The 24,356-nt window shown below is 75.5% G+C and carries 24 protein-coding genes and 1 riboswitch; of the genes, 11 read left to right on the forward strand and 13 right to left on the reverse strand.

The genetic code is table 11. The annotated features are described in order from the left end of the window. Positions 1 to 62 precede the first annotated feature (62 nt). The 4 genes from ACI79A_RS03420 to pdhA form a co-directional block, all read right to left on the reverse strand. On the reverse strand, positions 63 to 1,241 hold the full coding sequence (locus tag ACI79A_RS03420; protein WP_457079943.1) for an AGE family epimerase/isomerase: 1,179 nt from the start codon (positions 1,239 to 1,241) through the stop codon (positions 63 to 65). A 123-nt stretch (positions 1,242 to 1,364) separates the two neighbouring features. Then, a complete protein-coding gene (locus ACI79A_RS03425) occupies positions 1,365 to 2,783 on the reverse strand; it encodes a dihydrolipoamide acetyltransferase family protein (RefSeq protein ID WP_457079945.1) in 1,419 nt (472 codons plus the stop codon). Further along, complete coding sequence (locus tag ACI79A_RS03430; protein ID WP_457079947.1) at positions 2,783 to 3,760, reverse strand: alpha-ketoacid dehydrogenase subunit beta; 978 nt, start codon at positions 3,758 to 3,760, stop codon at positions 2,783 to 2,785. Before ACI79A_RS03430 ends, ACI79A_RS03425 begins: the two co-directional genes overlap by 1 nt. After that, entirely contained in the window at positions 3,757 to 4,896 is a 1,140-nt protein-coding gene (gene pdhA / locus ACI79A_RS03435; RefSeq protein ID WP_457079949.1) for a pyruvate dehydrogenase (acetyl-transferring) E1 component subunit alpha, read from the reverse strand. Before pdhA ends, ACI79A_RS03430 begins: the two co-directional genes overlap by 4 nt. A gap of 214 nt (positions 4,897 to 5,110) precedes the next feature. Here pdhA and ACI79A_RS03440 point away from each other — a divergent pair, with 214 nt between their 5' ends. The 3 genes from ACI79A_RS03440 (at position 5,111) to ACI79A_RS03450 (ending at position 6,895) form a co-directional block, all read left to right on the forward strand. Then, positions 5,111 to 5,626, forward strand: coding sequence for an Lrp/AsnC family transcriptional regulator (locus tag ACI79A_RS03440; RefSeq protein ID WP_457079951.1), 516 nt, complete (start codon positions 5,111 to 5,113; stop codon positions 5,624 to 5,626). Positions 5,627 to 5,875: 249 nt separating this feature from the next. Then, positions 5,876 to 6,337: a hypothetical protein gene (locus ACI79A_RS03445; protein ID WP_457079953.1), complete on the forward strand. Its 462-nt coding sequence runs from the start codon at positions 5,876 to 5,878 to the stop codon at positions 6,335 to 6,337. Positions 6,338 to 6,379: 42 nt separating this feature from the next. Next, positions 6,380 to 6,895, forward strand: a complete 516-nt coding sequence (locus ACI79A_RS03450) for a hypothetical protein (RefSeq protein WP_457079955.1) — start codon at positions 6,380 to 6,382, stop codon at positions 6,893 to 6,895. Between the two features lie 64 nt (positions 6,896 to 6,959). Here the strand turns inward: ACI79A_RS03450 and ACI79A_RS03455 are convergent, their stop codons facing one another. From ACI79A_RS03455 to ACI79A_RS03465, 3 genes are all read right to left on the reverse strand, one after another. Next, positions 6,960 to 8,291 carry a serine hydrolase domain-containing protein gene (locus ACI79A_RS03455; protein WP_457079957.1) on the reverse strand — a complete coding sequence of 444 codons (1,332 nt, stop codon included), beginning with the start codon at positions 8,289 to 8,291 and terminating at the stop codon, positions 6,960 to 6,962. Positions 8,292 to 8,300: 9 nt separating this feature from the next. Further along, complete coding sequence (locus tag ACI79A_RS03460; protein WP_457079959.1) at positions 8,301 to 8,648, reverse strand: DUF3817 domain-containing protein; 348 nt, start codon at positions 8,646 to 8,648, stop codon at positions 8,301 to 8,303. Positions 8,649 to 8,830: 182 nt separating this feature from the next. Continuing rightward, complete coding sequence (locus ACI79A_RS03465) at positions 8,831 to 9,961, reverse strand: NlpC/P60 family protein (protein WP_457079961.1); 1,131 nt, start codon at positions 9,959 to 9,961, stop codon at positions 8,831 to 8,833. A 15-nt stretch (positions 9,962 to 9,976) separates the two neighbouring features. Next, positions 9,977 to 10,146: riboswitch (cyclic di-AMP (ydaO/yuaA leader) on the reverse strand. A gap of 437 nt (positions 10,147 to 10,583) precedes the next feature. Here ACI79A_RS03465 and ACI79A_RS03470 point away from each other — a divergent pair. The 4 genes from ACI79A_RS03470 (at position 10,584) to ACI79A_RS03485 (ending at position 13,709) form a co-directional block, all read left to right on the forward strand. Then, a complete protein-coding gene (locus ACI79A_RS03470; protein ID WP_457079963.1) occupies positions 10,584 to 11,042 on the forward strand; it encodes a GNAT family N-acetyltransferase in 459 nt (152 codons plus the stop codon). Then, positions 11,039 to 12,589, forward strand: coding sequence for a phytoene desaturase family protein (locus tag ACI79A_RS03475; RefSeq protein WP_457079965.1), 1,551 nt, complete (start codon positions 11,039 to 11,041; stop codon positions 12,587 to 12,589). The genes ACI79A_RS03470 and ACI79A_RS03475 overlap by 4 nt, the downstream gene beginning before the upstream one ends. Positions 12,590 to 12,680: 91 nt before the next feature. Continuing rightward, positions 12,681 to 12,830, forward strand: a complete 150-nt coding sequence (locus ACI79A_RS03480; protein WP_457079967.1) for a hypothetical protein — start codon at positions 12,681 to 12,683, stop codon at positions 12,828 to 12,830. A gap of 48 nt (positions 12,831 to 12,878) precedes the next feature. After that, entirely contained in the window at positions 12,879 to 13,709 is an 831-nt protein-coding gene (locus tag ACI79A_RS03485) for a YihY/virulence factor BrkB family protein (RefSeq protein ID WP_457079969.1), read from the forward strand. Here the strand turns inward: ACI79A_RS03485 and ACI79A_RS03490 are convergent. Both ACI79A_RS03490 and ACI79A_RS03495 read right to left on the reverse strand, forming a co-directional pair. After that, positions 13,699 to 14,550, reverse strand: a complete 852-nt coding sequence (locus ACI79A_RS03490) for a PPK2 family polyphosphate kinase (RefSeq protein ID WP_457079971.1) — start codon at positions 14,548 to 14,550, stop codon at positions 13,699 to 13,701. The two genes, ACI79A_RS03485 and ACI79A_RS03490, sit on opposite strands and share 11 nt — an antisense overlap. 86 nt (positions 14,551 to 14,636) lie before the next feature. Continuing rightward, positions 14,637 to 16,676, reverse strand: a complete 2,040-nt coding sequence (locus ACI79A_RS03495; protein ID WP_457079973.1) for a HelD family protein — start codon at positions 16,674 to 16,676, stop codon at positions 14,637 to 14,639. Positions 16,677 to 16,778: 102 nt separating this feature from the next. Between ACI79A_RS03495 and ACI79A_RS03500 the strand changes: the two genes are divergently transcribed. Next, positions 16,779 to 17,552, forward strand: coding sequence for a PRC and DUF2382 domain-containing protein (locus ACI79A_RS03500; RefSeq protein WP_457079975.1), 774 nt, complete (start codon positions 16,779 to 16,781; stop codon positions 17,550 to 17,552). Between the two features lie 6 nt (positions 17,553 to 17,558). Here the strand turns inward: ACI79A_RS03500 and ACI79A_RS03505 are convergent, their stop codons facing one another. From ACI79A_RS03505 to ACI79A_RS03520, 4 genes are all read right to left on the reverse strand, one after another. Beyond that, positions 17,559 to 18,245, reverse strand: coding sequence for an alpha/beta hydrolase (locus ACI79A_RS03505; RefSeq protein ID WP_457079977.1), 687 nt, complete (start codon positions 18,243 to 18,245; stop codon positions 17,559 to 17,561). Positions 18,246 to 18,288: 43 nt separating this feature from the next. Next, entirely contained in the window at positions 18,289 to 18,960 is a 672-nt protein-coding gene (locus ACI79A_RS03510) for an acVLRF1 family peptidyl-tRNA hydrolase (RefSeq protein WP_457079979.1), read from the reverse strand. After that, entirely contained in the window at positions 18,957 to 20,171 is a 1,215-nt protein-coding gene (locus ACI79A_RS03515) for an MFS transporter (protein ID WP_457079981.1), read from the reverse strand. Before ACI79A_RS03515 ends, ACI79A_RS03510 begins: the two co-directional genes overlap by 4 nt. Positions 20,172 to 20,339: 168 nt before the next feature. Next, positions 20,340 to 22,154, reverse strand: coding sequence for a phosphoenolpyruvate carboxykinase (GTP) (locus ACI79A_RS03520; RefSeq protein ID WP_457079983.1), 1,815 nt, complete (start codon positions 22,152 to 22,154; stop codon positions 20,340 to 20,342). A gap of 206 nt (positions 22,155 to 22,360) precedes the next feature. On the opposite strand from ACI79A_RS03520, the gene ACI79A_RS03525 reads away from it, so the two are divergent. From ACI79A_RS03525 to ACI79A_RS03535, 3 genes are all read left to right on the forward strand, one after another. Next, on the forward strand, positions 22,361 to 23,539 hold the full coding sequence (locus ACI79A_RS03525) for an NADH:flavin oxidoreductase/NADH oxidase (protein ID WP_457079985.1): 1,179 nt from the start codon (positions 22,361 to 22,363) through the stop codon (positions 23,537 to 23,539). Positions 23,540 to 23,675: 136 nt separating this feature from the next. After that, positions 23,676 to 23,912, forward strand: a complete 237-nt coding sequence (locus tag ACI79A_RS03530) for a hypothetical protein (RefSeq protein ID WP_457079987.1) — start codon at positions 23,676 to 23,678, stop codon at positions 23,910 to 23,912. 113 nt (positions 23,913 to 24,025) lie between these two features. Beyond that, the gene (locus ACI79A_RS03535) at positions 24,026 to 24,268 is read left to right on the forward strand and encodes an acyl carrier protein (RefSeq protein ID WP_457079989.1); all 243 of its coding nucleotides are present in this window, start codon (positions 24,026 to 24,028) and stop codon (positions 24,266 to 24,268) included. Positions 24,269 to 24,356: the final 88 nt, after the last annotated feature.

Raw genomic sequence — 24,356 nt, forward strand, 5'->3', positions numbered from 1 at the left:
CCGGACGTCGCCGTTCCGCGGCTCCACCCCGCCGAAATGGCCATTCTGGCGGGGGCGCGGAGTCAGGAGGTCCGCAGGGCGGCGGCGACGCTGCCGGCGACCGGCGCCTCGCGCAGCAGCAGCATCTGCACCAGGTGGTAGGCGTCCGGCTTGCCGGCCCAGGTGACCTCCGCGACCGCACCCTCGGGGGTGAGCTCGTGGTGCCAGCTGCCCACCTCCTCGTCCAGGAACAGCCGCTCGCCCAGCTCCTCCCAGCGGTGCTGCAGGGTCGCCGTCCGGGGGTCGCCGGTGACGGCGAACCGGACCGCCGCCGCCGCGACCGCCTCGCAGAGCACCCAGTGCATCCGGGCGACCACCACCGGCCGGTCGGACCAGTCCAGCGTGTACGGGAAACCCGGGTGGCCGTCGGCGGCCCAGCCGCGCTCGACCGCGGCGGTGAACAGCCCGTCGGCGTCGGTGCGCAGCCAGCCGGGGGCGTGCTCGCCGAGGGCGGCCGCCAGGTGCCAGCACAGCCGGGCCCACTCGAACTGGTGGCCGACCGTGACCCCGTACGGCCGGAACGGGTCGGCCGGCCGGTCCCGGTTCAGCTCCGGCAGCGGCTCCCAGCCGGCGGTGAAGTGCTCGGGCAGCCGCCAGTCGCGCTCCCGTGCCCAGCCGTGCACGATCCGCTCGGTCGCCCGCAGCGCGTGCGTGCGCAGCCGGGCGGTGGCGCCGGGATCGGTGCCGGCGAGCGCGTCCGCGGCGGCGAGCATCGCCTCCACCCCGTGCATGTTCGCGTTGGCACCCCGGTAGTCCTCACCGGTGGTCCAGCTGCGGTCGAAGGACTCCCGGGCGAGCCCCGCCTCGTCGTCCCAGAACCGCCCCTCCCAGACGCCGAGGGCCTCGTCGAGCAGCTCCCGGCCGCCGGGGATCCCGGCGGTGGTGGCCGTCGCGCCGGCGAGCACCGCGAAGGCGTGCACGTAGGCGGCCTTGGTGTCGTCGTCGGTGGCCGAGCGCCAGCCGCCGTGGCCGTCGTCGTGCAACGGACCGCGACGCAGCGCATCGACCCCGTGGGTGGCCAGCTCCGCCGCCCCCGGGTGGCCCAGCAGCGCGGCCAGGGCGAAGACGTGGGTCATCCGCGCGGTGATCCAGGTCTGCAGCGGGCGGTCGGGCAGCACGGCGCCGTCCCCGCCCTGCCAGCCGAAGCCGCCGGGCACGCGGGAACGGGCGGCGAAGGACAGCAGCCGGTCGAGGTCGGTCACCGGAGCACGCTAACGCCGCCGCGCCGCCCGCAAGCACCGCCGAGCCGTCCCGTGACCAGGACGGGCGCCGCCGCGCGGACCAGCACGACGGACCCACCGCCGATGTCCGGGCCGTCGCCCCGGTCAGAAGGTGAGGGCCGTGCCCGGGTCGTGCAGCAGCCCGCCGACGTCGGCGAGGAACCGCGACCCCAGCTCGCCGTCGATGACCCGGTGGTCGAACGACAGTGCCAGCGTGGTCACCTGCCGGGGCACGACCTTCCCCTTGTGCACCCACGGCATCTCCCGGATCGCCCCGAACGCGAGGATCGCCGACTCGCCGGGGTTGAGGATCGGCGTGCCGGTGTCGACGCCGAACACCCCCACGTTGGTGATGGTGATCGTGCCGCCGGTCATGTCCGCCGGGGACGTGCGCCCGGCGCGTGCGGTGGCGGTGAGCTCGCTCAGCGCCCCGGCCAGCTCGGCCAGTGACAGCCGGCCGGCGTCCTTGATGTTGGGGACGACCAGGCCCCGCGGCGTCGCGGCGGCGATGCCCAGGTTCACCTGGGACTTGACCACGATCTCCTGCGCGGCCTCGTCCCAGCTGCTGTTCACCATCGGGTGCCGGCCCACCGCCAGCAGCAGCGCCTTGGCGACGAACAGCAGCGGGCTGACCTTGACCTCGGCGAGCTCGGGGCGGGCGGTCAGCCGCTGACGCAGCTTCATCGTGCGGGTGACGTCGACGGTGAGGAACTCGGTGACGTGCGGCGCGGTGAAGGCGCTGCTCACCATCGCCGCCGCGGTGTGCTTCCGCACGCCCTTGATCGGGATCCGGGTCTCGTCCAGCACCGTCTCGGTGCGCGCGGTCGCCACCCCGGCGGGCCGGTCGGCCGCGGCGCGCGCCGCGTCGACGTCGGCGCGGGTGATCACCCCGCCGTCCCCGGTGCCGGTGATCGTGGTCAGGTCGATGCCCAGGTCCTTGGCGTACTTGCGCACCGGTGGCTTGGCCAGCGGCCGGAGCGCGCCGGCCCCGGGCGCGGCCGGGGTCGCCGGTGCGGCCGGCTCCCCGGCCAGCGCCGCGGCCTCGGTGGCCCGGCCGGTCTCCAGCCCGCCGTGGCGCACCGGCTTGACCGTGGTGTCCGGCGCGGTGGCCAGCAGCGGCGGGTGGTTCCCGCCGCTCCCGTGGTCGGCCTCGGCCGGGACCGCGGTGGTCCGGCGGGGACGACGGCGGGGCTCGGTGGTGCGCGGGCCGTACCCCACCAGGACGGCGGTGCGCTCCTCGGCGGGCGCGGTCGCGGGCTCGGGGGTGTCGCCGGCCGGGCTCCCGGTGTCGATGGTGATGATCGGCGCACCCACGTCGACCGTCGTCCCGGCCTCGTGCAGCAGCTCGACGACGGTGCCGGCGAACGGCGAGGGCAGCTCGACCGCGGCCTTGGCCGTCTCGACCTCGCACAGCGGCTGGTTGACCGCCACGGTGTCGCCCACCGCGACCAGCCAGGCGAGGATCTCGCCCTCGGTGAGCCCCTCGCCGACGTCGGGGAGGCGGAACTGGCGCAGCTCGGCCATCAGTAGCCCATCGCCCGGTCGACGGCGTCCAGCACCCGGTCGAGGTCGGGGAGGTAGTCCTCCTCGAGCTTCGACGGCGGGTACGGGGTGTCGTACCCGCCCACCCGCAGCACCGGCGCCTCCAGCGAGTGGAAGCAGGTCTCGGTGACCCGGGCGGCGATCTCCGCGCCCAGGCCCAGGGTCAGCGGCGCCTCGTGCACGACCACGCACCGGCCGGTGCGCCGCACCGAGGCGTACACCGGTTCCAGGTCCAGCGGGGACAGGGTGCGCAGGTCGACCACCTCCAGCGAGCGGCCCTCCTCGGCCGCGGCCGCGGCGGCCTGCAGCGCCGTCTTCACCATCGGCCCGTAGGCGAGCACGGTGACGTCGTCGCCACCGCGGACCACCCGGGAGGCGAACAGCGGCGCCGCGGCGCCGTCGAGGTCGACCTCGCCCTTCTCCCAGTACCGCCGCTTGGGCTCGAGGAAGACGATCGGGTCCGGGTGGGCGACCGCCTGCTGGATGCCCCAGTAGGCGTCGGCCGGGGTGCTGATGCTGACGACCTTGAGCCCGGCGGTGTGCGCGAAGTACGCCTCCGGGCTCTCGCTGTGGTGCTCGACCGCGCCGATGCCGCCGCCGAACGGGATGCGGATGACGATCGGCATCGGCAGGCGGCCCTTCGAGCGGGCGTGCAGCTTGGCCACCTGGGTGACGATCTGGTTGTAGGCGGGGAAGACGAACCCGTCGAACTGGATCTCGCACACCGGCCGGTAGCCGCGCATCGCCAGCCCGACGGCGGTGCCGAGGATGCCGGCCTCGGCCAGCGGGGTGTCGACGACGCGGTCCTCGCCGAAGTCCTTCTGCAGGCCGTCGGTGATCCGGAAGACCCCGCCCAGGCGCCCGATGTCCTCGCCCATGAGCACGACCTTGGCGTCGTCCTCCATCGCCCGGCGCAGCCCGAGGTTCAGGGCCTTGCCGATGGTGAGGGTCTCGGTCACTGCCCCGCTCCTTCGAAGCCGGCGTGGTACTCGAGGAACTCCGCACGCTGGCGGGCCAGCTCGGGAGGCATCTCGGCGTAGACGTGGTCGAAGATCTCGGTGGGCGCCGGCGGGGCCAGCTCCCGCGTGCCGCTGCGGATCCGCTCGGCCAGCGCGTCGGCGTCGACCTCGACCGCGGCGAAGAAGTCCGGGTCGGCGATCCCGTTCCGCGACAGGTGCGCCTTGACCCGGGCGATCGGGTCGCGCAGCTTCCACTCCTCCAGCTCGCTGGCCAGCCGGTAGCGGGTCGGGTCGTCGGAGGTGGTGTGCGCGCCCATCCGGTAGGTGAACGCCTCGATGAAGGTGGGGCCCTGACCGTCGCGGGCGGCGGCCAGCGCCGCCCGGGTCACCGCGAGCACGGCCAGGACGTCGTTGCCGTCGACCCGGACGCCGGGAAAGCCGAAGCCGCCGGCCCGGTGGAACAGCGGCACCCGGGACTGCCGCTCGATCGGCGCGCTGATCGCGTACTGGTTGTTCTGGCACAAGAAGACCACCGGCGCGGCGAAGGTGGCGGCCCAGATCATCGCCTCGTTGACCTCGCCCTGGCTGGTGGCGCCGTCGCCGAGGAAGGCCAGGGTGGCGCTCTCCGCGCCGTCGCGCTGCAGGCCCATCGCGTAGCCGGTGGCGTGCAGGGTCTGCGCGCCGATGACGACGGTGTAGAGGTTGAACCCGGTGGCCACCGGGTCCCAGCCGCCCTGGTCGACGCCGCGGAAGAGGCTGAGCACGTGCAGCGGGTCGACCCCGCGGGTCCAGGCCACGCCGTGCTCGCGGTAGGTCGGGAAGGCCATGTCGTCGTCGGCCAGCGCCCGGCCGGCGCCCACCTGGGCCGCCTCCTGGCCGAGCAGCGACGCCCACAGCCCCAGCTCGCCCTGCCGCTGCAGGGCGGTGGCCTCGGTGTCCCAGCGGCGGACGAGCACCAGGTCGCGGTACAGGCCGCGCAGCTCCTCGTCGCTCACCTCGAGCGCGTAGTCGGGGTGCTCGACCCGCTCGCCCTCGGGCGTGAGCAGCTGGACGAGCCCCGGCTGCCCGGGCAGATGGGGAGCACCGGCTCCCGGTATGGGGTCGACCACCTCGGTGGTGTGCGACAGCGCGGTCATGCGCGTCCCTCCTCGCCGTCTCGCGGGGCCCGGGGTCTCCGGGGTTCCCGCGCTGGACGTCCTCGCGGCGCCCGGGTGTGGCGCCGCTCACACATGGTGGCACGCCAGAGCACCGAGCAGCAGATCACCACGCGGCCGATCTGCGCAAGATCCGTCCCATGGGGTGCGCACGATGCCCGGTAGTAGGACGTCCTCGCATGTCAGACTGCGCATCGTGACCGCCGGCACGACCCGACTCGACGCCACCGACGCCCGCCTGCTGCTGGCCCTGTCGGAGGACCCGCGGGCCACCGTCCTCTCGCTGGCGCAGACGCTCGGCCTGGCCCGCAACACCGTCCAGGCCCGGCTGGCCCGGCTGGAGTCCGCCGGCACCCTCGAGCCGTTCGAGCGGCGGGTGCGCCCCGAGGCGCTGGGCTACCGGCTGGGCGCCTACGTGACGGTGCAGGTCGTGCAGCGCAGCCTGGCCGACGTCGCCGAGGCGCTGGCGGCGATCCCGGAGGTCCTGGAGGTCACCGGGCTCTCCGGCGTCGCCGACCTGCTGGTCCGGGTGGTCGCCGTCGACGCCGACGACCTCTGGCGGATCAGCGAGCAGGTGCTGGCGATCCCCGGCGTGCAGCGCACCGACACCAACCTCGCGCTGCGCCGGTTCGTCGACCACCGGATGGCCCCCCTGCTGGAGCGCGCCGCCGCGCCCACCCGCGGTGGCGAGGACGGCGCCGGCGCGGGCTGAGGGCCGGCGGCCGCCGGGGTACTGGCACACCGGCCCGGCCGCGAGCATGCTGACGCCGCGCGCGACAGGCCGGCGACCGCGCCGCTGACCTCTCCCCTGCTGGCCTGCGCCCTGCTGACCTGCGCCCTGCTGGTCGGCGGCTGGGCCGCCGCACCTCCCGCCTGGGCCTGCAGCTGCGCCGGAGCGGGCACCGACGAGCAGTTCGCCCGGGCCGACGCCGTCTTCACCGGCACGCTCGTCTCCCGCGAGGTGCCGGCGCCGGCGGGGTCGGGGCGCAGCAGCGGCGCCCCTGCGCTGCACGTCTTCGCCGTCGACACCCTGCACAAGGGCGTGGCCGACCCGCGGCAGCAGGTGGTCTCCGCCGACTCCGGCGCCAGCTGCGGCCTGGAGCTGGCGGGTGACGGACCGTTCCTGGTCTTCGCCACCGACCCGCCGGACCTCCCGGAGGGTCAGCTCGCCGCCGACCTCTGCGGCGGCACCGCCCCGCTCAGCCCTCAGCTGGCGGCGGAGGTCCGGGACATCGCCGCGGTGGCGGACCCGCCGTCCCCGGGCCCTCCGGTCGGCGCGCAGGCCGAGGAGGCGGACGCGGCGAAGGCGCTGGCGCTGGTGGCCGGTACCGCGGGCGTCGCGGTCCTGATGGGCGCCCTCGTCGCCGTCCGCGACCGCCGGGCCGCCCGCCGTGCGACGGTCCTGGTCCTCACTCGCGACTGAGCCCCGTTTCACCCGCCGCCCGGGCCGGGTAGGGCCGCGATCATGGCGAAGCGGACCTCTTTGGGCACCATCGGCAAGGGCCGGCGTGGGATCAGCACGCTGGGCTGGGTGCTGCGCGGCGCCGCCGCCGGTGCGGCCGGCACGACGGCGCTGAACGCCGTCACCTACCTGGACATGGTGACGCGCGGGCGGGGCAGCAGCTCGACCCCGGAGCAGACCGTCGAGGCGCTCGCCGACAAGGTGCACGTGCAGATCCCCGGCGACGAGGAGACCCGGCAGAACCGGGTGCAGGGGCTCGGCCCGATGACCGGGCTGGCCGCCGGCATCGGCATCGGGGTCCTCGCCGGGGTGGCCCGCGCCGCCGGGTTCCGCTCCCAGCCGCTGGTCGGGACGGCCCTGACGACGGTCGGCGTGCTGATCGGCTCCAACGGCCCGATGACCGCCCTGGGCATCACCGACCCGCGCACCTGGTCGACCACGGACTGGCTCAGCGACCTCGTCCCGCACCTGGCCTACGGTGCGGTGGTCAAGACGACGATGGACGCCTTCGACCGGTGACGGACCCCGCTGCCCCCCGCCACTCGCACGCTCGCGGCGATGACCCTGCAGCGGGGCCGTTTCCTCAGGCTCGCCCCTGCCAGCCCCGCGCGTCCACCCCGCCGGGCACCGGCGCATCGGGGTCGTAGGGCGTGCGGGTGAAGACGAAGGTCGCCAGGTCCAGGTGGTCCGGGGCGATCCGCAGCGTCTCCCCCGCGTAGTAGCCGTCCAGGCCCACCCAGGTGCCGTCCGCCCGCGCGGTGAACCGGCTGGCCCGGCCGGGGCGGCCGGGCAGCGGGCCCAGGTGCAGCAGCCGGTCGCCCTGCGCCCGGAGCACGTGCGGGGCCGGCCCCCAGAACCACACGCCGAGGACGTCCAGCGGCACCGGCGGGGGCGCCGGCGTCCAGGCGTCGACGACGCGCGGCTCGGCCGCCCGGAGGTCGGCCAGCAGCCCGGGGACGAGCGGGTCCAGCCCGCTGGTGGTGTTGGCCAGCATCACCGCGCCCGCCTGCTCGGCCCGGTCGACGAACACCCCGGCGAGGAACCCGGGCATCGAGCCGCCGTGGCCGACCAGCGTCACCCCGTCGGCGCGCACCACCTGCAGGCCCAGGCCGTACGCCGACCAGCCGGCCGCGGCGGAGTCGACCCCGGCCGGCACGGTCATCTCCTCCAGGGTGGCCGGGGAGACCACGTCGGCGGTGTCACCGAGCAGGAAGACGGCGCACCGCCCCAGGTCGGCCAGCGTCGCCCACAGCTGACCGGCCGCGGCCATCACCCCGGCGTCGTGCTCGGGTTCGGGCAGCACGACGTCGGCCCACGGGTGCACCGCGTGGCCCTGGGCGGCAGCGCCGCTGGGACGCGGGGTGGTGCGGGTCATGCCCAGGGGCAGCAGCACCTCGTCCCGGACGACGTCCGCCCACGGCCGGCCGCGGTGCCGGGCGACCAGCTCACCGAGCAGGCCGAAGCCGAGGTTGGAATAGTGGAACCGCCGGGCGGCGCCGAGCACCACGTCGTCGTCGCTGAGCGGCAACTCGGCCAGCGATCCGCCGGGTACGCGCTCCCACCAGCCGCCCGGGCTCTCCGAACCCGCCCCGGCGAGGTGGGAGAGGAGCTGACCGACCGTGCGGTCACCCAGCGGGGTGCCCGGCAGGTGCTCGTCCAGCAGGTCGTCGAGGCCCAGCGCCCCCTCGTCGCGCAGCCGCATCACCACCAGGGCGGTGACCGTCTTGCTGATGGAACCGAGGCGGTACTGGACGTCGGTGTGCGGGTCGGCGACGTCCCCGCGCCCGGCCGACCAGGCGAGCCCGCCGCCCCGGACGACGCCGGCGACCAGGCTGGGCGCCCGCCCGTCGCGCTGCACGCGGGCGGTGCGGGCCAGCAGGGTGCGGGCGGTGGAGGGCAGCACGGGCTCGGCCATGCCGGGAGGCTAGCCAGCCCGGGCGGCTGCGGTCTCCCCCACCGGCAGCCGGCCGGTGCGGCGGGCCCAGTGCTCGAACCAGAGGGTGACCAGCGGCGGCACCGAGGCGGCCAGCGCGAGGATGGTGGTGCCGAGGGACCAGCCGAGCACCCGCCAGGCGACGAGCGTCACCGCGACGTAGGCGATGAAGACCGCACCGTGCACCGGGCCGAACACCTGGACGCCGACCTCGGAGGTCTCCGGCACGTACTTGACGAACATCCCGGCGAGCAGCAGCACCCAGGACACCGCCTCGGCGACGGCGACGACGCGGAACGTGCGGGCGACGGGAGCGGGGGCGAGCAGTCGGGCAGCCACGACCGGGGACAACGAACCACCGGTGCCGTGGTCTCCCGGATGTGATGAAGGACCCCCTCCTCCCCACCCTTCGCAGGCTCAGGGCAGGACCCGGGAGGGGGCCGTTGCAGGGCGCGGAGACACCGGTGCCCCGGCCGCCGCGAGGCGACCGGGGCACCGGTGTTCGTGCTGGAGCGCTGGCGTCAGCCGGCGATCCGCCGCATCGCGGTGATGCTGCCCATCACGTCGATGCTGGCGACCTTGACGACGTCGCCCGAGGTCGGCGCGTGCACCATCTGGCCGTTGCCGATGTAGATGCCGACGTGGCTGACCGGGGAGTAGAAGGCGATGATGTCGCCCGGCTGCAGCTCGCCGCGGGAGACCGCGCGGCCCATGGTCGCCTGCGCCCGGCTGGAGTGCGGCACGGAGATGCCGGCCGCGGCGTAGGCGTACTGCACCAGGCCGGAGCAGTCGAAGGACCCCGGGCCGGCGGCGGCCCAGACGTAGGGCTTGCCCTGCTGGGCCATGGCGGTGCTGACCGCGGTCGCCGCGGCACCGCTGGAGGCGACGACCGGGGCGGACGGGGCCTGCGCGGCCGGGGCTGCGGCGCGGGCGGCGCTGCCGCCGCCACCCGAGCCGGAACCGGAACCGGAGCCGGCGGCCTGCTCGGCCGCCGCGGCCTCGGCGGCGTGCTGCCGCTCGGCCTCGGCCCGGGAGGCGGCCTGCTCCGCGGCGGAGAGCCGCTCGTACATCGCCTGGTACTCGGCGATCTGCTTGTTCAGGTCGGTGCGCTGCTGCTCGACCCGGTCCAGCTGGGCCTGCGCCTCGGTGGCGGCGGCCTCGGCCGCGGCCTGGGCCTCGGTGGCCTGCTCGTCGGCCGCGACGGCCTCGCCCAGGATCCCGTTGTTGTGGTCGGCGATGGAGCCCAGCGTGCCGACGCGGTCCATCAGCTCGTCGGCGGACTCGCTGGTGAGCATCGCCTGCAGGGTGCTCAGCTGGTCGCCGGTGTAGGCGCTGCGGGCGACCTCCCGGACCCGGTCACGGGCGCCGGCCAGGGCGGCCTCGGCGGCCTCGACCTGAGCGACGGCGGCGTCGACCTCGGCCTGCTTGGTCTCGAGCTCGACGCGGGCGTCGTTGAACTGCTCGGTGACGACCTCGAGTTCGTGGGCGCGCTCGGCGACCAGGGTGGCCGCCTCCGCGGAGGTGGTGGGCTCGGCCGCGGCGGGCGCGGGGGCCAGCAGGGTGGTGGCCACGAGGGCACCGGCGGCGAAGAAGGTGACGACGGCCCGGCGGGGAGTGGACCCGCGACGGGCAGGGTTGAGCGAACTCGCCATCTTCGGCGGGTGGTCCTTTCTTCCAACGTGCCGCCTACCGAGTTAGCTGACGGGTTCGGATGGGAAGACACCCGGCACGTGCGGCCCGGCTGGGCCGCGCAGTGCTTCACCCCAGTGCTGCGGTGGGTCCCCGGTCCCCTGGCCCGCCGGAGTGCACGGGCCGCGGAGTTCGGCGGCGGTCTGGTCGGTCGCCACCGAGAGGTGGCTGAGGTGCCCGTCCGGACCGCGGACCACCGTAAGGGCGTTATGGGCTCGTGACAAAGGCTCTTTGCGATTTTGTTGAGAAACTCCGTGCGTGTGCTGCAACACGCTCACCGCGCGTGATCGGCGCGCCGGGATTGTGGACCGCCGACGTCCACGGCCCCGGTCTCGTCCGCGCCCGGGACGCCGACACGCGTCCTGAACTGGGCACCCACCGTCGGCGCCGGACGGTCCGGCCGCCGGCCCCGGACCGCGCCACCACGCACCCTGCCGGCCCCTTCCCGTCACGCTCCGCCAGCGGCTCCGCACCCCTGCGCCGCCACCGCACCAGGGGCTGGGCGTTCCCCCGGCGCGGCGGTCGCCGGCCCTGGCCCGGGCACCTGCTAGAGGGACCCGGAACACGGCGCGCCAGGATGACCCGGTGCCGACCCTCGCCACCGCTCCCTGGGACGACCCGGACGTCGTCGCGCTGACCGCCGCCCAGCAGGTCGAGCTGCGCGCCCGCTACGACGGCGCCGGCGAACCCGGGGTGCCGCCGTCCGCCGCCGACGTCGCGGTGGTGCTGCTCGCCCGCGACGACGACGGCACCCCGATCGGCTGCGGCGCGCTGCGCCCGCTGGGGCCGGACGAGGCGGAGATCAAGCGGATGTACGTCGTCCCCGGCGCCCGTGGGCGAGGGGTGTCCAGGCTGCTGCTCGCCGGGCTGGAGGCCGAGGCGGTGACCCGCGGGTGGACGACGGTGCGGCTGGAGACCGGCGTCCGGCAGCCGGAGGCGATCGCGCTGTACCGGTCCACGGGCTACCGGCCGGTCGAGGCGTTCGGGCACTACGTCGGCGCCGACGACCCGCACGCGGTCTTCTTCGCCCGGGAGCTGGCGTGAGCACCGCGGCCCGCTACGACGCGGTCGTGGTCGGGGGTGGGCACAACGGACTGGTCGCCGCCGCCTACCTGGCGCGCGCCGGGTGGTCGGTGCTCGTGCTCGAGCAGCGGGACGTGCTCGGCGGCGCCGCCATCAGCCAGCAGGTGTTCCCCGGCGTCGACGTCCGGCTCTCGGCGTACTCCTACCTGGTCAGCCTGCTGCCCGACCGGATCGGCACCGACCTGGGCCTGCCGCTGGACCTGCGGGACCGCGCGGTCGCGTCCTGGACGCCGCTGCGCCGCGACGGCCGGCACCGCGCGCTGCTGGTCGAGCGGGACGAGGGGCCGGCGACGGCGGCGTCGTTCCGCGCGCTCACCGGCGGGGACGCCGAGCTGGCCGGCTGGCAGCGGTTCTACGGCCGGCTGGCCACCCTGGCCGAGGACCTGGCGCCCACGTTCACCGAGCCGCTGCCCAGCGAGGCAGAGCTCGCCGGCCGGCTGCGCGACCCGGGCATCTGGCACGACCTGCGCGAGCGTCCGCTGGCCGACGTCGTCGCCGACCACCTGTCCGACGACGACGTGCGCGGCATCGCCCTCACCGACGGCCTGATCGGCACCTTCGCCGACGTGCACGCCGCCGACGGGCTGGCCGGGCGCTGCTTCCTCTACCACCTGGTCGGCAACGGCACCGGCCGCTGGCGGGTGCCGGTGGGCGGCATGGGCGCGGTCAGCGGCGCGATCGCCACCGCCGCCCGCGCGGCGGGCGCCCGGCTGGTCACCCGGGCCACCGCCACCGCGATCGAGGCCCGCGCCGACGGGGTCACGGTGCACTGGACCGACGACGACGGGACGGCGCACGCGGCCGACGCCGGGCACGTGGTGGGCGGCGCCGCGCCGGCCGTGCTCGACGAGCTGCTCGGCGCGCCGGCCACGCCACGGCCCTCGGGCTCGCAGCTCAAGGTCAACATGGTGCTGCGGCGGCTGCCCGGGCTGCGCTCCGGGGACGACCCGCACCGGGTGTTCAGCGGCACCGTGCACGTCGACGAGTCCGCGTCGGCCATCGACGCCGCGTACGCCCAGGCTGTGGCCGGGCGGCTGCCCGACGTCGTCCCGTTCGAGGTGTACTGCCACTCGCTGACCGACCCGTCGATCACCGTGGCGACCGGGTTGCACACGCTGACCCTCTTCGGGCTGCACACCCCGGCCGAGCTCTACGCGGCCGACCCGGCGGGCACCCGCGAGGAGGCGGTGCGCCGGGTCGTCGCGCAGCTCGACGACCACCTCACCGAACCGCTGGCCGACTGCCTGGCCACCGACGCCGAGGGCCGGCCGTGCCTGCAGGCGGCCTCACCCCTGGACGTCGAGGCCGCGCTGGCGATGCCGGGCGGGCACATCTTCCACGGCGACCTCTCCTGGCCGGTGGCCACCGACCCGGCGCAGGCCGGCACCTGGGGCGTGGCGACGGCGCACCCGCGGGTGGTCGCGGCGTCGTCCGGGGGCACCGTGCGCGGCGGTGCGGTCAGCGGGCTGGGCGGCTTCGCCGCGGCCCAGCACCTGCTCGGGCGGTGACCGTCCCGGATCCGTGCGTGAGCAGCCGCCGCCGGGGAAGGAAGGCAGCAGAGCCCGGGACCGGCCGGTCCCGACGACGACTGGAGACGCCATGACCACCCCGACGAACCGCCCGGACGACCAGGGTCAGCCGCCGAAGAAGACACAGAACCGGAGCCGGGCCATCCTGGCCGGCGTCGTCGTGCTGATCCTCGTGGTGATCTTCGGCTACATGCTGCTGGTGGGCGGTCTCGCCGACTGAGCCGCACCCGGCGGGCGGCGATGCCCCGCGCCGTGGTCACATGACGCGGTGCGGGTGGCGGACGAGGCGCGGGGCCTCGCGGCGTCGGTGCGCCGCCGGCTGCGGGGGCGCGACACCTCCCTCATCGCCGCCGGCCTCACCTTCTACGCGGGCATCGCCGTCGTCCCGGGCCTGGTGCTCTCCCTCGGCCTGACCAGCTGGGTGACCAGCCCACGGACCGTGCAGCGGCTGGCCGACCGGCTGGCCGAGGTGCTGCCGGCCGAGCTCGGCGCCCCCACCGCCCTGGCCCGGCTGGCCGAGGCCGGCACCGGGCTGTCGGTGATCGGTGGCCTGCTCACCCTGCTGCCCATCTCGCTCTACGGGGAGGGCCTGCGCCGGGCGCTGCTGCGGTTCAGCCCGGCGCACGACCGGTTCACCGCCTGGCGCGGCCGGCTGCTGGCGCTGCCGCTGCTGCTGGTCGCCCCGCTGCTGACCTGGCCGCTGCTGCGGGCCGGGCAGGCGCTCGCCGAGCTGTCCGCCGAGCCCGGCGTCAGCAACCGCCTGGCGGCCCTCGCGGTCGGCTACTACTCCGTGCTGGCCGTGCTCACCGTGCCGCTGGCCTGGGTCTTCGGGGTGGTGGCCGCGGGCCGGCTGCGGTGGGCCGCGGTGGGCGCCGGTGCGCTGTTCACCGCGGCCTGCCTGTCGGGGTTCCTACAGGGGTTCGTGCTGTTCCTGTCGCTGCCGCTGGACCTCGGCGCCCCCTTCGGGGGGCTGACCGTGGTCGGCGGCGTGATCGCCGTCGGCTTCTGGCTGTTCCTGCTGCACCTGGTGCTCGTCGCCGGCTGGCTGTGCACCCAGGCGCTGGACGAGCGCCTCGACCGACGGGCGGTCAGCCGCTGAGCGGCTGCTCCTCGACGAGCCGGTCGCGCTGCTCGTCGACGTCCCAGGCCGGTTCCGGCAGCCGCGGCTGCAGCTCGGTGAGGGTCTCCAGCAGCAGCCGCCCGACGGCCCAGTTGCGGTACCACTTGCGGTCGGCCGGCACGACGTACCAGGGCGCGATGTCGGTGTCGGTGCGCTCCATCGCGGTGGCGTGGGCCTCCTGGTACTCCGACCACAGCGCCCGCTCGTCGACGTCGGAGGGGTCGAACTTCCAGCGCGTGGTCGAGTCGTCGAGCCGGGCGAGCAGCCGCTGCTTCTGCTCCCACGGGGACAGGTGCAGGAAGACCTTGACGATCGTGACGTCGTCGGCTACCAGCTGCCGCTCGAACCGGGCGATCTCCCGGTATCGCCGCTCGATGACCTCCGGCGCGGCCAGCTGCCGGACCCGGCCGATCAGCACGTCCTCGTAGTGGGAGCGGTCGAAGACGCCGACCTTGCCCGGCCCGGGGAGCGCGCGGCGCACCCGCCAGAGGAAGGAGTGCCGCAGCTCCTCCGGCGTCGGCTTGCCGAAGGAGACCACGTGCACGCCGTGCGGCTCCATCGCACCGACGACGTGCTTGACGACGCCGCCCTTGCCGCTGGTGTCCATGCCCTGCAGCACCAGCAGCACCCGCCGCCGGCTGCCACCGGTGCCCTCGGCGTAGAGCCGCTGCTGCAGCTCGGCCAGCCGGTCGGCGTCGGCCCGCAGGACGTCCCTCGTCCTGTCCTTGTCCCCCGGCACGTGCGGGGTCGACCGGGGGTCGATCTCCGCCAGCCGGACCGGGGCAGGGGACACGCGCAGGGCTCGACGCAGGGAGGACATGCCCCGCAGCCTAGGGACGCCGGGTCCCCACCCAGGCAAAGGATGCTCTGCACCCGGTCTGGCGGTGGAACCGGGCGCGGAGCTTCCTATGCCTGGGACAGGAGGTCGGGGAGGTCGCCGCGGTGCAGCACGACCATGCTGCTCACCGCGCGGGTGAGGACGACGTAGAGCCGGTGCAGCCCGCGCGGCTCGGCGGCCACGATCGCCGCCGGCTCCACCACGACGACGTGGTCGAACTCCAGCCCCTTCACCAGCGTCGCCGGCACCACCGACAGCCGGGTGGGCGCGCTGCCGTCGTCGGCCAGCGCCGCCACCTCCAGGCCGGCGGCGGCCAGCATCCCGACCACCTCCGCGACGTCGGCGTCGGCGCAGACCACGCCGGTCGACCCCTCGGCCGCGGCCAGCTCGGCGACCACCGCGGCCAGCGGCCCGGCGAGCGTCCCCACCGGGCGCAGCCGCAGCGCGCCCGGCTCCGAGCGCGCCGCCGTCGCCGCGGGCAGCCCGGGGGCGATCCGCGGCAGCAGCCGGTTGGCGAAGTCCAGCACCTCGCCGGGAACCCGGTAGCCGCGGGTCAGCGGCCGGATCGTCGTCTCCGGCCGGCCCAGCCCGGCCAGCGTCTGCGCCCAGTCCGGCGCCGACCAGGGGCTGGTGGCCTGGGCGAGGTCGCCGAGCACGGTCAGCGAGCCCGCACCCAGCCGCCGGGCGATCACCCGGCACTGCATCGGCGACAGGTCCTGCGCCTCGTCGACGACGACGTGCCCGTAGCCGGGAGTGCGCTCCAGCAGGCCGGCCACCTCGTCGACCAGCACGGCGTCCGCCGCGGTCCAGGGCGCGCTCTTCACCGACCGCGGCGCCTTCGGCCGGTGCAGCAGCGCCTGCTCCTCCGCGGTGAGGACGCCGCGGGCGGCGCGGGCCAGCCGTGCGGGGTCGGTGAGCAGGTCGTGCACCAGCCCGGCGGCGTCGACCGCCGGCCAGACGGCGTCGCAGAAGGCGCGCACCTCGGCGCTGCGGGCGCACCGGCGGGTCTCGGCGTCGGTCGGGCTGCCGCCACCGGCCTCCTTCAGCCGCCGGGCGTACTCGGCCAACCCCATGGCCAGCCGCTCCCGGCCGGCCGCGTAGTGCACCAGCTGCTGGTCGTCGGCGCCGCTGGTGCCGGCCCGGCGCAGGTCGTCGACGAACCGCTTGAGCCGGTCCTCCCCGATCCGGTACTTCCGCCCCGACAAGGTCACCTGCACCGAGTCCACCGGCTTCCGGACGCCGCCCCACAGCGCCCGCCGGAGCACCTCGGCCATCCGCGGGTCGCCCTTGAGGACGGCGACGGCCGGCTCGTCGTGCGCGCGGACGGTCACCCGGGCGGTCAGGTCGGCGACGGTGGCCTGGTCGACCTCCACCTCACCGAGGGCCGGCAGCACCTGCTCGATGTAGCGCAGGAACGCCCGGTTCGGTCCGACCACCAGCACGCCGGTGCGGGCCAGCTGCTCGCCGTGCGTGTACAGCAGGTAGGCCGCCCGGTGCAGCCCGACGGCGGTCTTCCCGGTGCCGGGCGCCCCCTGCACGCAGATCGACTCGGTGAGCGGCGCCCGGACGATGTCGTCCTGGTCGGGCTGGATGGTGGCCACGATGTCCCGCATCGGGCCGCTGCGCGGGCGTTCGATCTCCTGCCGGAGGAACGCGCTGTCCTGCCCCTGCCCCTCGGCCAGCACCTCGTCCTCGTAGCCGGTGAGCTCGCCGGCGGCGAAGCCGAACCGGCGCCGGCGCGCCAGCCCCTGCGGATCGGCGGCGCTGGCCTGGTAGAACGGCCGGCTCATCGGCGCCCGCCAGTCGATGACCACCGGGTCACCGGCGGCGTCGCGCACGTGCCGGCGGCCGATGTGGAACGTCTCGGACTCCCCGTCGGTCCGGCCGAAGAACGGCGGGACCCCGGGGTCGGCGGCCAGGGAGCGCAGCCGCTCGGCCCGGGCGGCGCCGAGCCGCTCGGAGGCCCAGGCGTCCACGCCGGCGTCGGTGACCGCGACGGCGGCGGTGCGCATCTGGGTCAGGCAGTCGGCCGCGCGGGCCAGGTGGGCGCGCTCGGCGGCGAGGACGGGATCGGGGGCGGTCTCGGCGAGGGCGGGGGTCGGAGACACGGTCGGAGGACGCTACGCGCGCGAGGAGGCCGGCTCAACCGACTTCCGCCGCGGCACGCCGGATATGTGTAGCCGGGCCCACACCGGAGCACCCACCAGAGCATGACCAGTGACTCCGCGCCGCCGCCCGTGATCGGGGCGACCGTCGACGACCGGGACGGCACCCCCCTGGGCACTGTGACCGCGGTCTTCCTCGACGACGTGACCGGCCAACCCACCTGGATCGGTCTCACCGAGGGGCAGCACGCCGCACCCGACGACGAGGAGGTGCCGGTGATCGCCCCGATGAGCGGCGCCGAGTTCACTGGTGGGCGGCTGCACCTGACCGTGGCCGCCACGGCGGTCCGCTCCGCGCCGCGGGTCGCCCGCCCGGATCACCTCAGCCCCGAGGAGGAGGCCACGCTGCAGTCGCACTACCGCGTCGGCGCGGCCGTCGGCACCGGGCCGACGGCGGAGCGCTCCGGCACCGCCCCGGTGCCGACCGCCGGCTCGGGCGACACCGCGATGACCCGCTCGGAGGAGCAGCTCCGGGTCAGCACCGTGGTCGAGCCCTGGACCCGGGCGGTGCTGCGGATCGAGGAGGTCACCGAGGAGGTGATGGTGCCGGTCACCGTCACCCGGCAGCGCGCCCGGATCGAGCACCTGCCGCTCCACGCGGGCGAACGCCCGGCCGGGGACGCGCCGGCCGAGGTCGGCGGCGACCGGACCGGCGAGTGGGTGACCCTCTACGGCGAGCGCCCGGTGGTCTCGGTCGAGCGGGAGCCGCTCGAGCGGGTGCGGCTGGCCACCTCCTGGACGACGGACGAGCAGCGGGTCGCCGACCGGGTGCAGCGTGAGCAGGTCGAGCTGACCACCCCGGAGGACCCGCGGGGCTGAGCCGGGTCAGGCGCCGGGGCCGTCCAGCCACCACCCCAGCGCCCCGGACACCAGCCCCGGCGTGACGACGTGACCGCCGGCGAACTCGTCGTAGGTGACCTCGTAACCGTCGGCGGCGAGCTCGGCCGCGACGCGCCGGCCGCAGCGCGCCACGGGCAGCACCCGGTCGTCGGTGCCGTGCGCGATCCAGAACCGCGGCCGGCCGAACCGGCCGGGTGGGGCGGCGAACCCGGGCGAGAAGGCCAGCACGGCCTCGGCGAGGTCGCCGTTGGCGATGCCCAGCGACAGGGCGTACGAGGCGCCGTCGGAGAAGCCGCCGATCGCGACCCGGTCGACCGCGGTGCGGGCGAGGACCTGGGCCAGGGCGGCGTCGATGGTGGCGACGTCCCGCCCCAGGCCGCCGGCGATCAGGTCCCAGGTGGACGCCGCCGACGACGGCGCCACCACGACCACGCCGCGGGCGGTGGCCAGCTCGCCGACCAGCGCCAGCGCGTCGGCCGCCGAGCCGCCCGCGCCGTGGCAGAACACCAGCAGCGGGCGGGGCACCGCCTCCCCCGGCGGCACCGCGACCACCGCCTCGGCCGACGTGCCCAGGTCCAGCGTGGTCAGCCCCGGCGGGAAGGGGACCTCGGAGAGCTCGGGGCGGGGGCGGCTGTCGAGGCGGCCGTCGGCGGCGCGGCGGGGAACGGTCACCGGCCGGGGCTACCCCGCAGCCGGTGGGTCTGCACGACCGGTCTCAGCCGGCCGGTCGCTCGCCCGGCTCGACGATGTGCACCCGGACGGCGCGGAACTGGGCGGGGGTCCGCAGCAGCACCGCCTTCGTCGGCTCACCGACGTCCAGGTGGCCGAGCCGGGGCAGCGCGGCCAGCGGGCGCAGCCGCGGGTCGGCCAGCACCTCGGCGACCAGCCCCTTGTCACCGCCGGGGGCGAGCGCCTGCAGCCCGCCGGCGTGCGGCAGCAGCACCCGGGCCGCGGTGTCGGCGGCCGCGCCGACCACCGCGTCGGTCTGGTTGGCCCGCCGCCGCGCGAACCGCTGCTGCGACCAGCCACCGGCGGCGGTGCGGCCCTGCACCTGCCGGGCGTCGACCTTGGAGACGACGAGCGCGGCGCCGTCGAACACCCCGACCGCCCAGCGGCCGCGCCGGACCAGCAGCACCGCGGTGCGCCGCGGCTGACGGGCGGCGACGGTCAGCGAGGTGAGCACCGCCGGCCCCGGGGTCCAACCGGGCGGGCCCCCCACCCGCAGCCACGTCGAGTCGGCGCAGGTCACCACCACGTCGCCGTCCTCGACCCGCACGTCGGCGAAGGCACCGTGCCGCTCGGCGACGCCGTCCAGCCAGCGGCCCAGCCGCTCGGGGGCCACCCCGAGCACCCGGCCGCCGCCGGCGGCCGGGCGGGGAGCGGTCACCGCGCCAGCGCAGGGTCGGCCACGTGCTCGGCGGGCACGTGCAGCAGCCGCTGCCCCAGCGCCACGGCGACGGCCGCGACGAGGGCGGCGACCGTCGCCACCAGCACGCTGGCGTTGGCCCCCACCGTGTCGACGATCTTGCCCGCCAGCGAGGCGCCCACGGCCACGCCGAGCGCGAGGGCCGTGCCGATCCAGGTGAACGCCTCGGTCACGGCGGCGCGTGGGACGAGCACCTCGGCCAGGGTGAACGCGCTGATCAGCGAGGGCGAGACGGCGATCCCGGCGACGACCACCAGCGGGAGCATCACCCAGAGGGAGTCGACGAGGACCAGTGGGACGGTGAGCACGCTGAGCACCAGGAGCGCGGCCACCAGCCGGTGCCGCAGCGGCAGGCGCCAGTGCACCGCCCCCCAGCCGATCCCGGAGGCCATCGACCCGGCGGCCAGCCCGGCGATGAGCAGCCCGGCCAGGGACCGCTGGTCGACCTCGTCGGCGAAGGCGACCAGGGCGATCTCCAGCGTGCCGAGGACCGCCCCGACCGCCGCCCCGACGACGAACAGCACCCGCAGCCCGCGGGTGCGCATCGCCGAGGGGCCGCCGCGGTGCTCGTGCTCGGCCGGCGGCGGCTCGGTGCGCCGCTGGGCGGCGAACGCGAGGCCACCGACCGCGGCCAGGGTGAAGGCGGTGACCAGGCCGGAGGTGGTGTGCCCGGTCGTGGACAGGAAGGTGACCAGCACCGGGCCGACGATGAAGACGAACTCGTCGACCACCGACTCCATGGCCAGCGCGGCGGGCAGCCGTGGCGTGCCGCGCAGCAGGTGGGTCCAGCGCACCCGGATCATCGAGGCGACCGGCGGGATGCTCGCCCCGGCCGCGCCGGCGAAGAGGAACACCGTCCACAGCGGCCAGTCCTGGCGGACCGCGGCGAGGAAGAGCACGCCGGAGGTGATGAAGGCGGCGAGCACGGTGAGCAGCACCCGCCGCTGGGCGTGGGTGTCGGCCAGCCGGCCGATCACCGGGCCGGCGACGGCGGTGGTGACCGCCCCGACGGCGGCCACTGCGCCACCCAGCCCGTAGGAGCCGGTCTCGTCCTGGACCAGCAGCACGCTGCCCAGGCCGAGCATCGACAGCGGCAGCCGACCGATGAGGGCGGCCAGCACCATCGGCACCGCGTGCGGCGTCCGCAGCACGTGCAGGTAGGGGTTGGGCACGAGCGGGACTGCCTCCGGGACGGGGTGGTGCGTGCCGCCGCCACGGTAACCGACGGACCCGTCCGGCCCCGGGCACGACGGGGTCCCGTCCCCGACCACGCTGTCGGGAACGGGACGCCGTCCGGGAGCCGGACCGCGACGGCGACGCTGCCGGCGCGGACCGGGGTCTTACGCCAGCCGGCTCTTCAGGATCTCGAGCTCGTCCCAGAGCGTGGTGGGCAGCTTGTCGCCGAACTTCTCGAACCACTCGGTGATCTGCGGCACCTCGGCGCGCCACTCCTCGGGGTCGACGCGCAGCGCCTGCTCGACCTGCTCGCGGGTCATGCCCAGGCCGGAGACGTCGAGGGAGTCCGGCGTGGGCACGTGCCCGACCGGCGTCTCCTCGGCGGCGGCGGTGCCCTCCAGGCGCTCGACGACCCACTTGAGCACCCGGCTGTTCTCCCCGAAGCCGGGCCACAGGAAGCCGCCGTCGGCGTCCCGGCGGAACCAGTTCACGTAGAAGACCCGCGGCAGCTTCGTGGCGTCGTGCTGCTTGCCCGTCTCGACCCAGTGCTTGAAGTAGTCGCCGGCGTTGTAGCCGATGAACGGCAGCATCGCGAACGGGTCGCGGCGGACGACGCCGACGGCGCCGGTGGCCGCGGCGGTGGTCTCCGAGGAGAGCGTGGCCCCCATGAAGACGCCGTGGTTCCAGTCCCGGGCCTCGCTGACCAGCGGGATGGTGGTCTTGCGGCGGCCGCCGAACAGGATCGCCGAGATCGGCACGCCCTTCGGGTCCTCGTACTCCGGCGCCAGGATCGGGCACTGGGTGATCGGCGTGCAGAACCGGCTGTTCGGGTGGCTGGACGGCTCGTCCGACTCCGGCGTCCAGTCCCGGCCCTTCCAGTCGGTCAGGTGCGCCGGCGGCTCGTCGGTCATCCCCTCCCACCAGATGTCGCCGTCGTCGGTGAGGGCGACGTTGGTGAACACCGAGTTGCCCTGGTCGATGGTGCGCATCGCGTTGGGGTTGGTGTCCCAGCCGGTGCCCGGCGCCACGCCGAACAGGCCGTACTCGGGGTTGAGCGCGTAGAGCCGGCCGTCCTCGCCGAAGCGCATCCAGGCGATGTCGTCGCCGAGGGTCTCGACCTTCCAGCCCGGGATGGTCGGCTCGAGCATGGCCAGGTTGGTCTTGCCGCAGGCGCTGGGGAAGGCCGCGGCCACGTAGTAGGTCTTCTGCTGCGGGCTGGTCAGCTTGAGGATCAGCATGTGCTCGGCGAGCCAGCCCTCGTCGCGGGCCATCACCGAGGCGATCCGCAGGGAGTAGCACTTCTTGCCCAGCAGCGCGTTGCCGCCGTAGCCGGAGCCGTAGGACCAGATGGCCCGCTCCTCGGGGAAGTGCACGATGTACTTGGTCTGGCTGCAGGGCCAGGGGACGTCGGCCTGGCCGGGCTCCAGGGGTGCGCCGAGGGAGTGCATGGCCGGCACGAAGTCGCGGTCGGTGCCCATCGCCTCGAGCACCCGGCTGCCGATGCGGGCCATCACGCGCATGGAGACGACGACGTACTCCGAGTCGGTGAGCTCCACGCCGAACATCGGGTTCTCGGCCTCGACCGGGCCCATGCAGAACGGGATGACGTACATCGTGCGGCCGCGCATGGAGCCGCGGTACAGCTCGGTCATCACCGCCTTCATCTCGGCCGGGTCCATCCAGTTGTTGGTCGGGCCGGCGTCGGCCTCGTCGACCGAGCAGATGAACGTGCGGTCCTCGACCCGGGCGACGTCGCTGGGGTCGGAGGCGCAGTGGAAGGAGTTGGGCTTCGCCGCCAGCCGGGTGAACGTGCCGGCGTCGACGAGCTTCGTGGTGAGGCGCTCCCACTCCTCGTCGCTGCCGTCGACCCACACCACCTGGTCCGGCGTCGTCAGCTCGGCCATCTCCTGCACCCAGGCGAGCAGCCGGGGGTGCGTGGTCGGGGCGTTGTCGAGGCCGGGGGTGGCAACAGAAGTCACGGCGTCTCCTCTGGGGTACGCCAGGTGCGGGGACCACACCGGCGCTGGTGCTGGACGGCTGGGGAGCGCCGTCCCGGCCACGTCGGTGGGGCCGGGGCGGATCGCACGAGATTAGCCGCTGGTTTGAGTACGTATAAGACGTCTACTGCAAGTGTGACTCAGCTCGCCCGGGGATGTACCGGGACGGATGTCCTGTTGTGCGGGTCGTGAGCGAACCGAGCAGCCCCGCCCTCCTGCAGCCGCTGACCCTGCGCGGGGTGACCCTGCGCAACCGCCTGGCCGTCGCCCCGATGTGCCAGTACTGCGTCTCCGGCGGCCTGGTCGGCGACTACCACCTGGTGCACCTGGGCCGGTTCGCCCTCGGCGGGTTCGGCCTGGTCATGGTGGAGGCCACCGGGGTCACCGCCGACGGCCGGATCAGCCCCGGGGACGTCGGCCTGTGGAACGACGCGCAGGTGCCCGGCCTGGCCCGGGTGGCCGCCTTCCTGCGCGAGCACGGCAGCGTGCCGGCGATCCAGCTGGCGCACGCCGGCGGGAAGGCGAACACGCTGCGCCCGTGGGACGGCAACGGCCAGGTGACCGCGGAGAACGCCCGCCCCGGCGACGAGCCCTGGACGCCGGTCGCCCCCAGCGCCGTGCCGATGGGCGAGGGGTGGACGGCGCCGCACCCGCTGGCCGTCGCCGAGCTGGCCGGGGTGCGCGACGCGTTCGTCGCCGCCGCCCGCCGGGCGCTGACCGCCGGCTTCCAGGTGGCCGAGGTGCACGCCGCCCACGGCTACCTGCTCAACCAGTTCCTCTCCCCGCTGACCAACCGGCGAGACGACGGGTACGGCGGCTCGCTGGAGAACCGGATGCGCTTCCCGCTCGAGGTGGTCACCGCCGTCCGTGCGGTGTGGCCGGCCGACCTCCCGCTGATGGTGCGGGTCTCCGCCGTCGACGCCACCCGCGAGGGGACGACGCTGGACGACACCATCGCCTTCGCCCGCGAGCTGAAGGCCCTCGGCGTCGACGCGATCGACGTCTCCGGCGGTGGCATCGGCCCCGGCTGGGAGCACCCGATCGGCTACGGGTACCAGGTGCCGTTCGCCGCGGCGATCCGGGAGCAGGCCGGGATCCCGACGATGGCCGTGGGGCTGCTGGTCGACCCCGCCCAGGCCGACGCCGTCGTCGCCGACGGGCAGGCCGACCTGGTGGCGGTGGCCCGCGAGGCGCAGGACGACCCGAACTTCGCCGTCCACGCAGCCCGGGCCCTCACCGGCTCCTACGAGACCTACCCGGTGCAGGCCGGCCCCCGGCTGGCCTCCCGCGAGCGGCTGCTGCAGCGGCTGGGCCCGTGGACCGGCCCGGACCCGGTGCGCGTGGAGCAGCCGACCGCTCAGGCCTGAGCCGCCAGACCTGATGGTGAGCCGCGCCGTGGTGCGGCTCACCATCGGGCGACGCGGCTCATCCCGAGCCGCGGCCGTGGGCGGAGGCCGCCGTCGGCGACGGTTCAGCCGCCACCCCGGCGGGAACGCCGTGTCCATGACCGTCACCGATCCCGACGTCCCGGACCCGCTGAACGACCCGCGCACCACCCAGGCCGACCCGGGCGCGCTCGGCGAGGGCGAGGACCTCGCCTCGACCGAGGACGACGCCGTCGCCACCGGCGAGGACGAGCTGACCTCCGCGCGGACCGAGGCCGACGAGGCCGGGGGCGGCGACGTCACCGGCGGCTTCGCCGGCGCGGTGGGCGAGGCGCCGACCACCGACCGGACCTGAGACGGACCGGTCCGCACCGTTCGTGTGTCACCCACCACGGCGTCGGGTAACGCGGGGGCGCAATCGTCCACAGGCCGAGCAACGGCTCCGTGTGAACTCGCGAAGGAGGACCCATGGCCACCGGTGAGACCGGCTTCGCCGACGTCACGTACGACCTGATCTCCGTGCAGTACCACTCGCTCAAGGCCGGGCACGACTACGGCCAGTACGTCCGGGACGCCGAGAACGCGGGCCTGGACGACGTCGCCTCGTTCTTCCGCGAGGTGATGGAGCAGGACTCCCAGCGCGCCGCGCGCTGCCACGAGTTCCTGCGCAGGCTCTCCGGCACCGAGCAGGGTGGCCCGGCGGCCAGCTGACCGTCCCACCCCGCGCCTCCCGGAGCCCCGGCCGCCCTTGGCAGCCGGGGCTCCCGCGCTCCTCGGACGAAATTCGTTGGCCCCTGCA

Source organism: Modestobacter sp. SYSU DS0657 (assembly GCF_054050925.1).

Coding starts and splice junctions, on each gene's coding strand:
- ACI79A_RS03455 (WP_457079957.1), bottom strand. CDS start 8,291: ATGGCCGAGCCCGTGCTGCCCTCCACCGCCCGCACCCTGCTGGCCCGC.
- ACI79A_RS03530 (WP_457079987.1), top strand. CDS start 23,676: ATGACCGTCACCGATCCCGACGTCCCGGACCCGCTGAACGACCCGCGC.
- ACI79A_RS03490 (WP_457079971.1), bottom strand. CDS start 14,550: ATGTCCTCCCTGCGTCGAGCCCTGCGCGTGTCCCCTGCCCCGGTCCGG.
- ACI79A_RS03480 (WP_457079967.1), top strand. CDS start 12,681: ATGACCACCCCGACGAACCGCCCGGACGACCAGGGTCAGCCGCCGAAG.
- ACI79A_RS03465 (WP_457079961.1), bottom strand. CDS start 9,961: ATGGCGAGTTCGCTCAACCCTGCCCGTCGCGGGTCCACTCCCCGCCGG.
- ACI79A_RS03500 (WP_457079975.1), top strand. CDS start 16,779: ATGACCAGTGACTCCGCGCCGCCGCCCGTGATCGGGGCGACCGTCGAC.
- ACI79A_RS03450 (WP_457079955.1), top strand. CDS start 6,380: ATGGCGAAGCGGACCTCTTTGGGCACCATCGGCAAGGGCCGGCGTGGG.
- ACI79A_RS03535 (WP_457079989.1), top strand. CDS start 24,026: ATGGCCACCGGTGAGACCGGCTTCGCCGACGTCACGTACGACCTGATC.
- ACI79A_RS03425 (WP_457079945.1), bottom strand. CDS start 2,783: ATGGCCGAGCTGCGCCAGTTCCGCCTCCCCGACGTCGGCGAGGGGCTC.
- pdhA (WP_457079949.1), bottom strand. CDS start 4,896: ATGACCGCGCTGTCGCACACCACCGAGGTGGTCGACCCCATACCGGGA.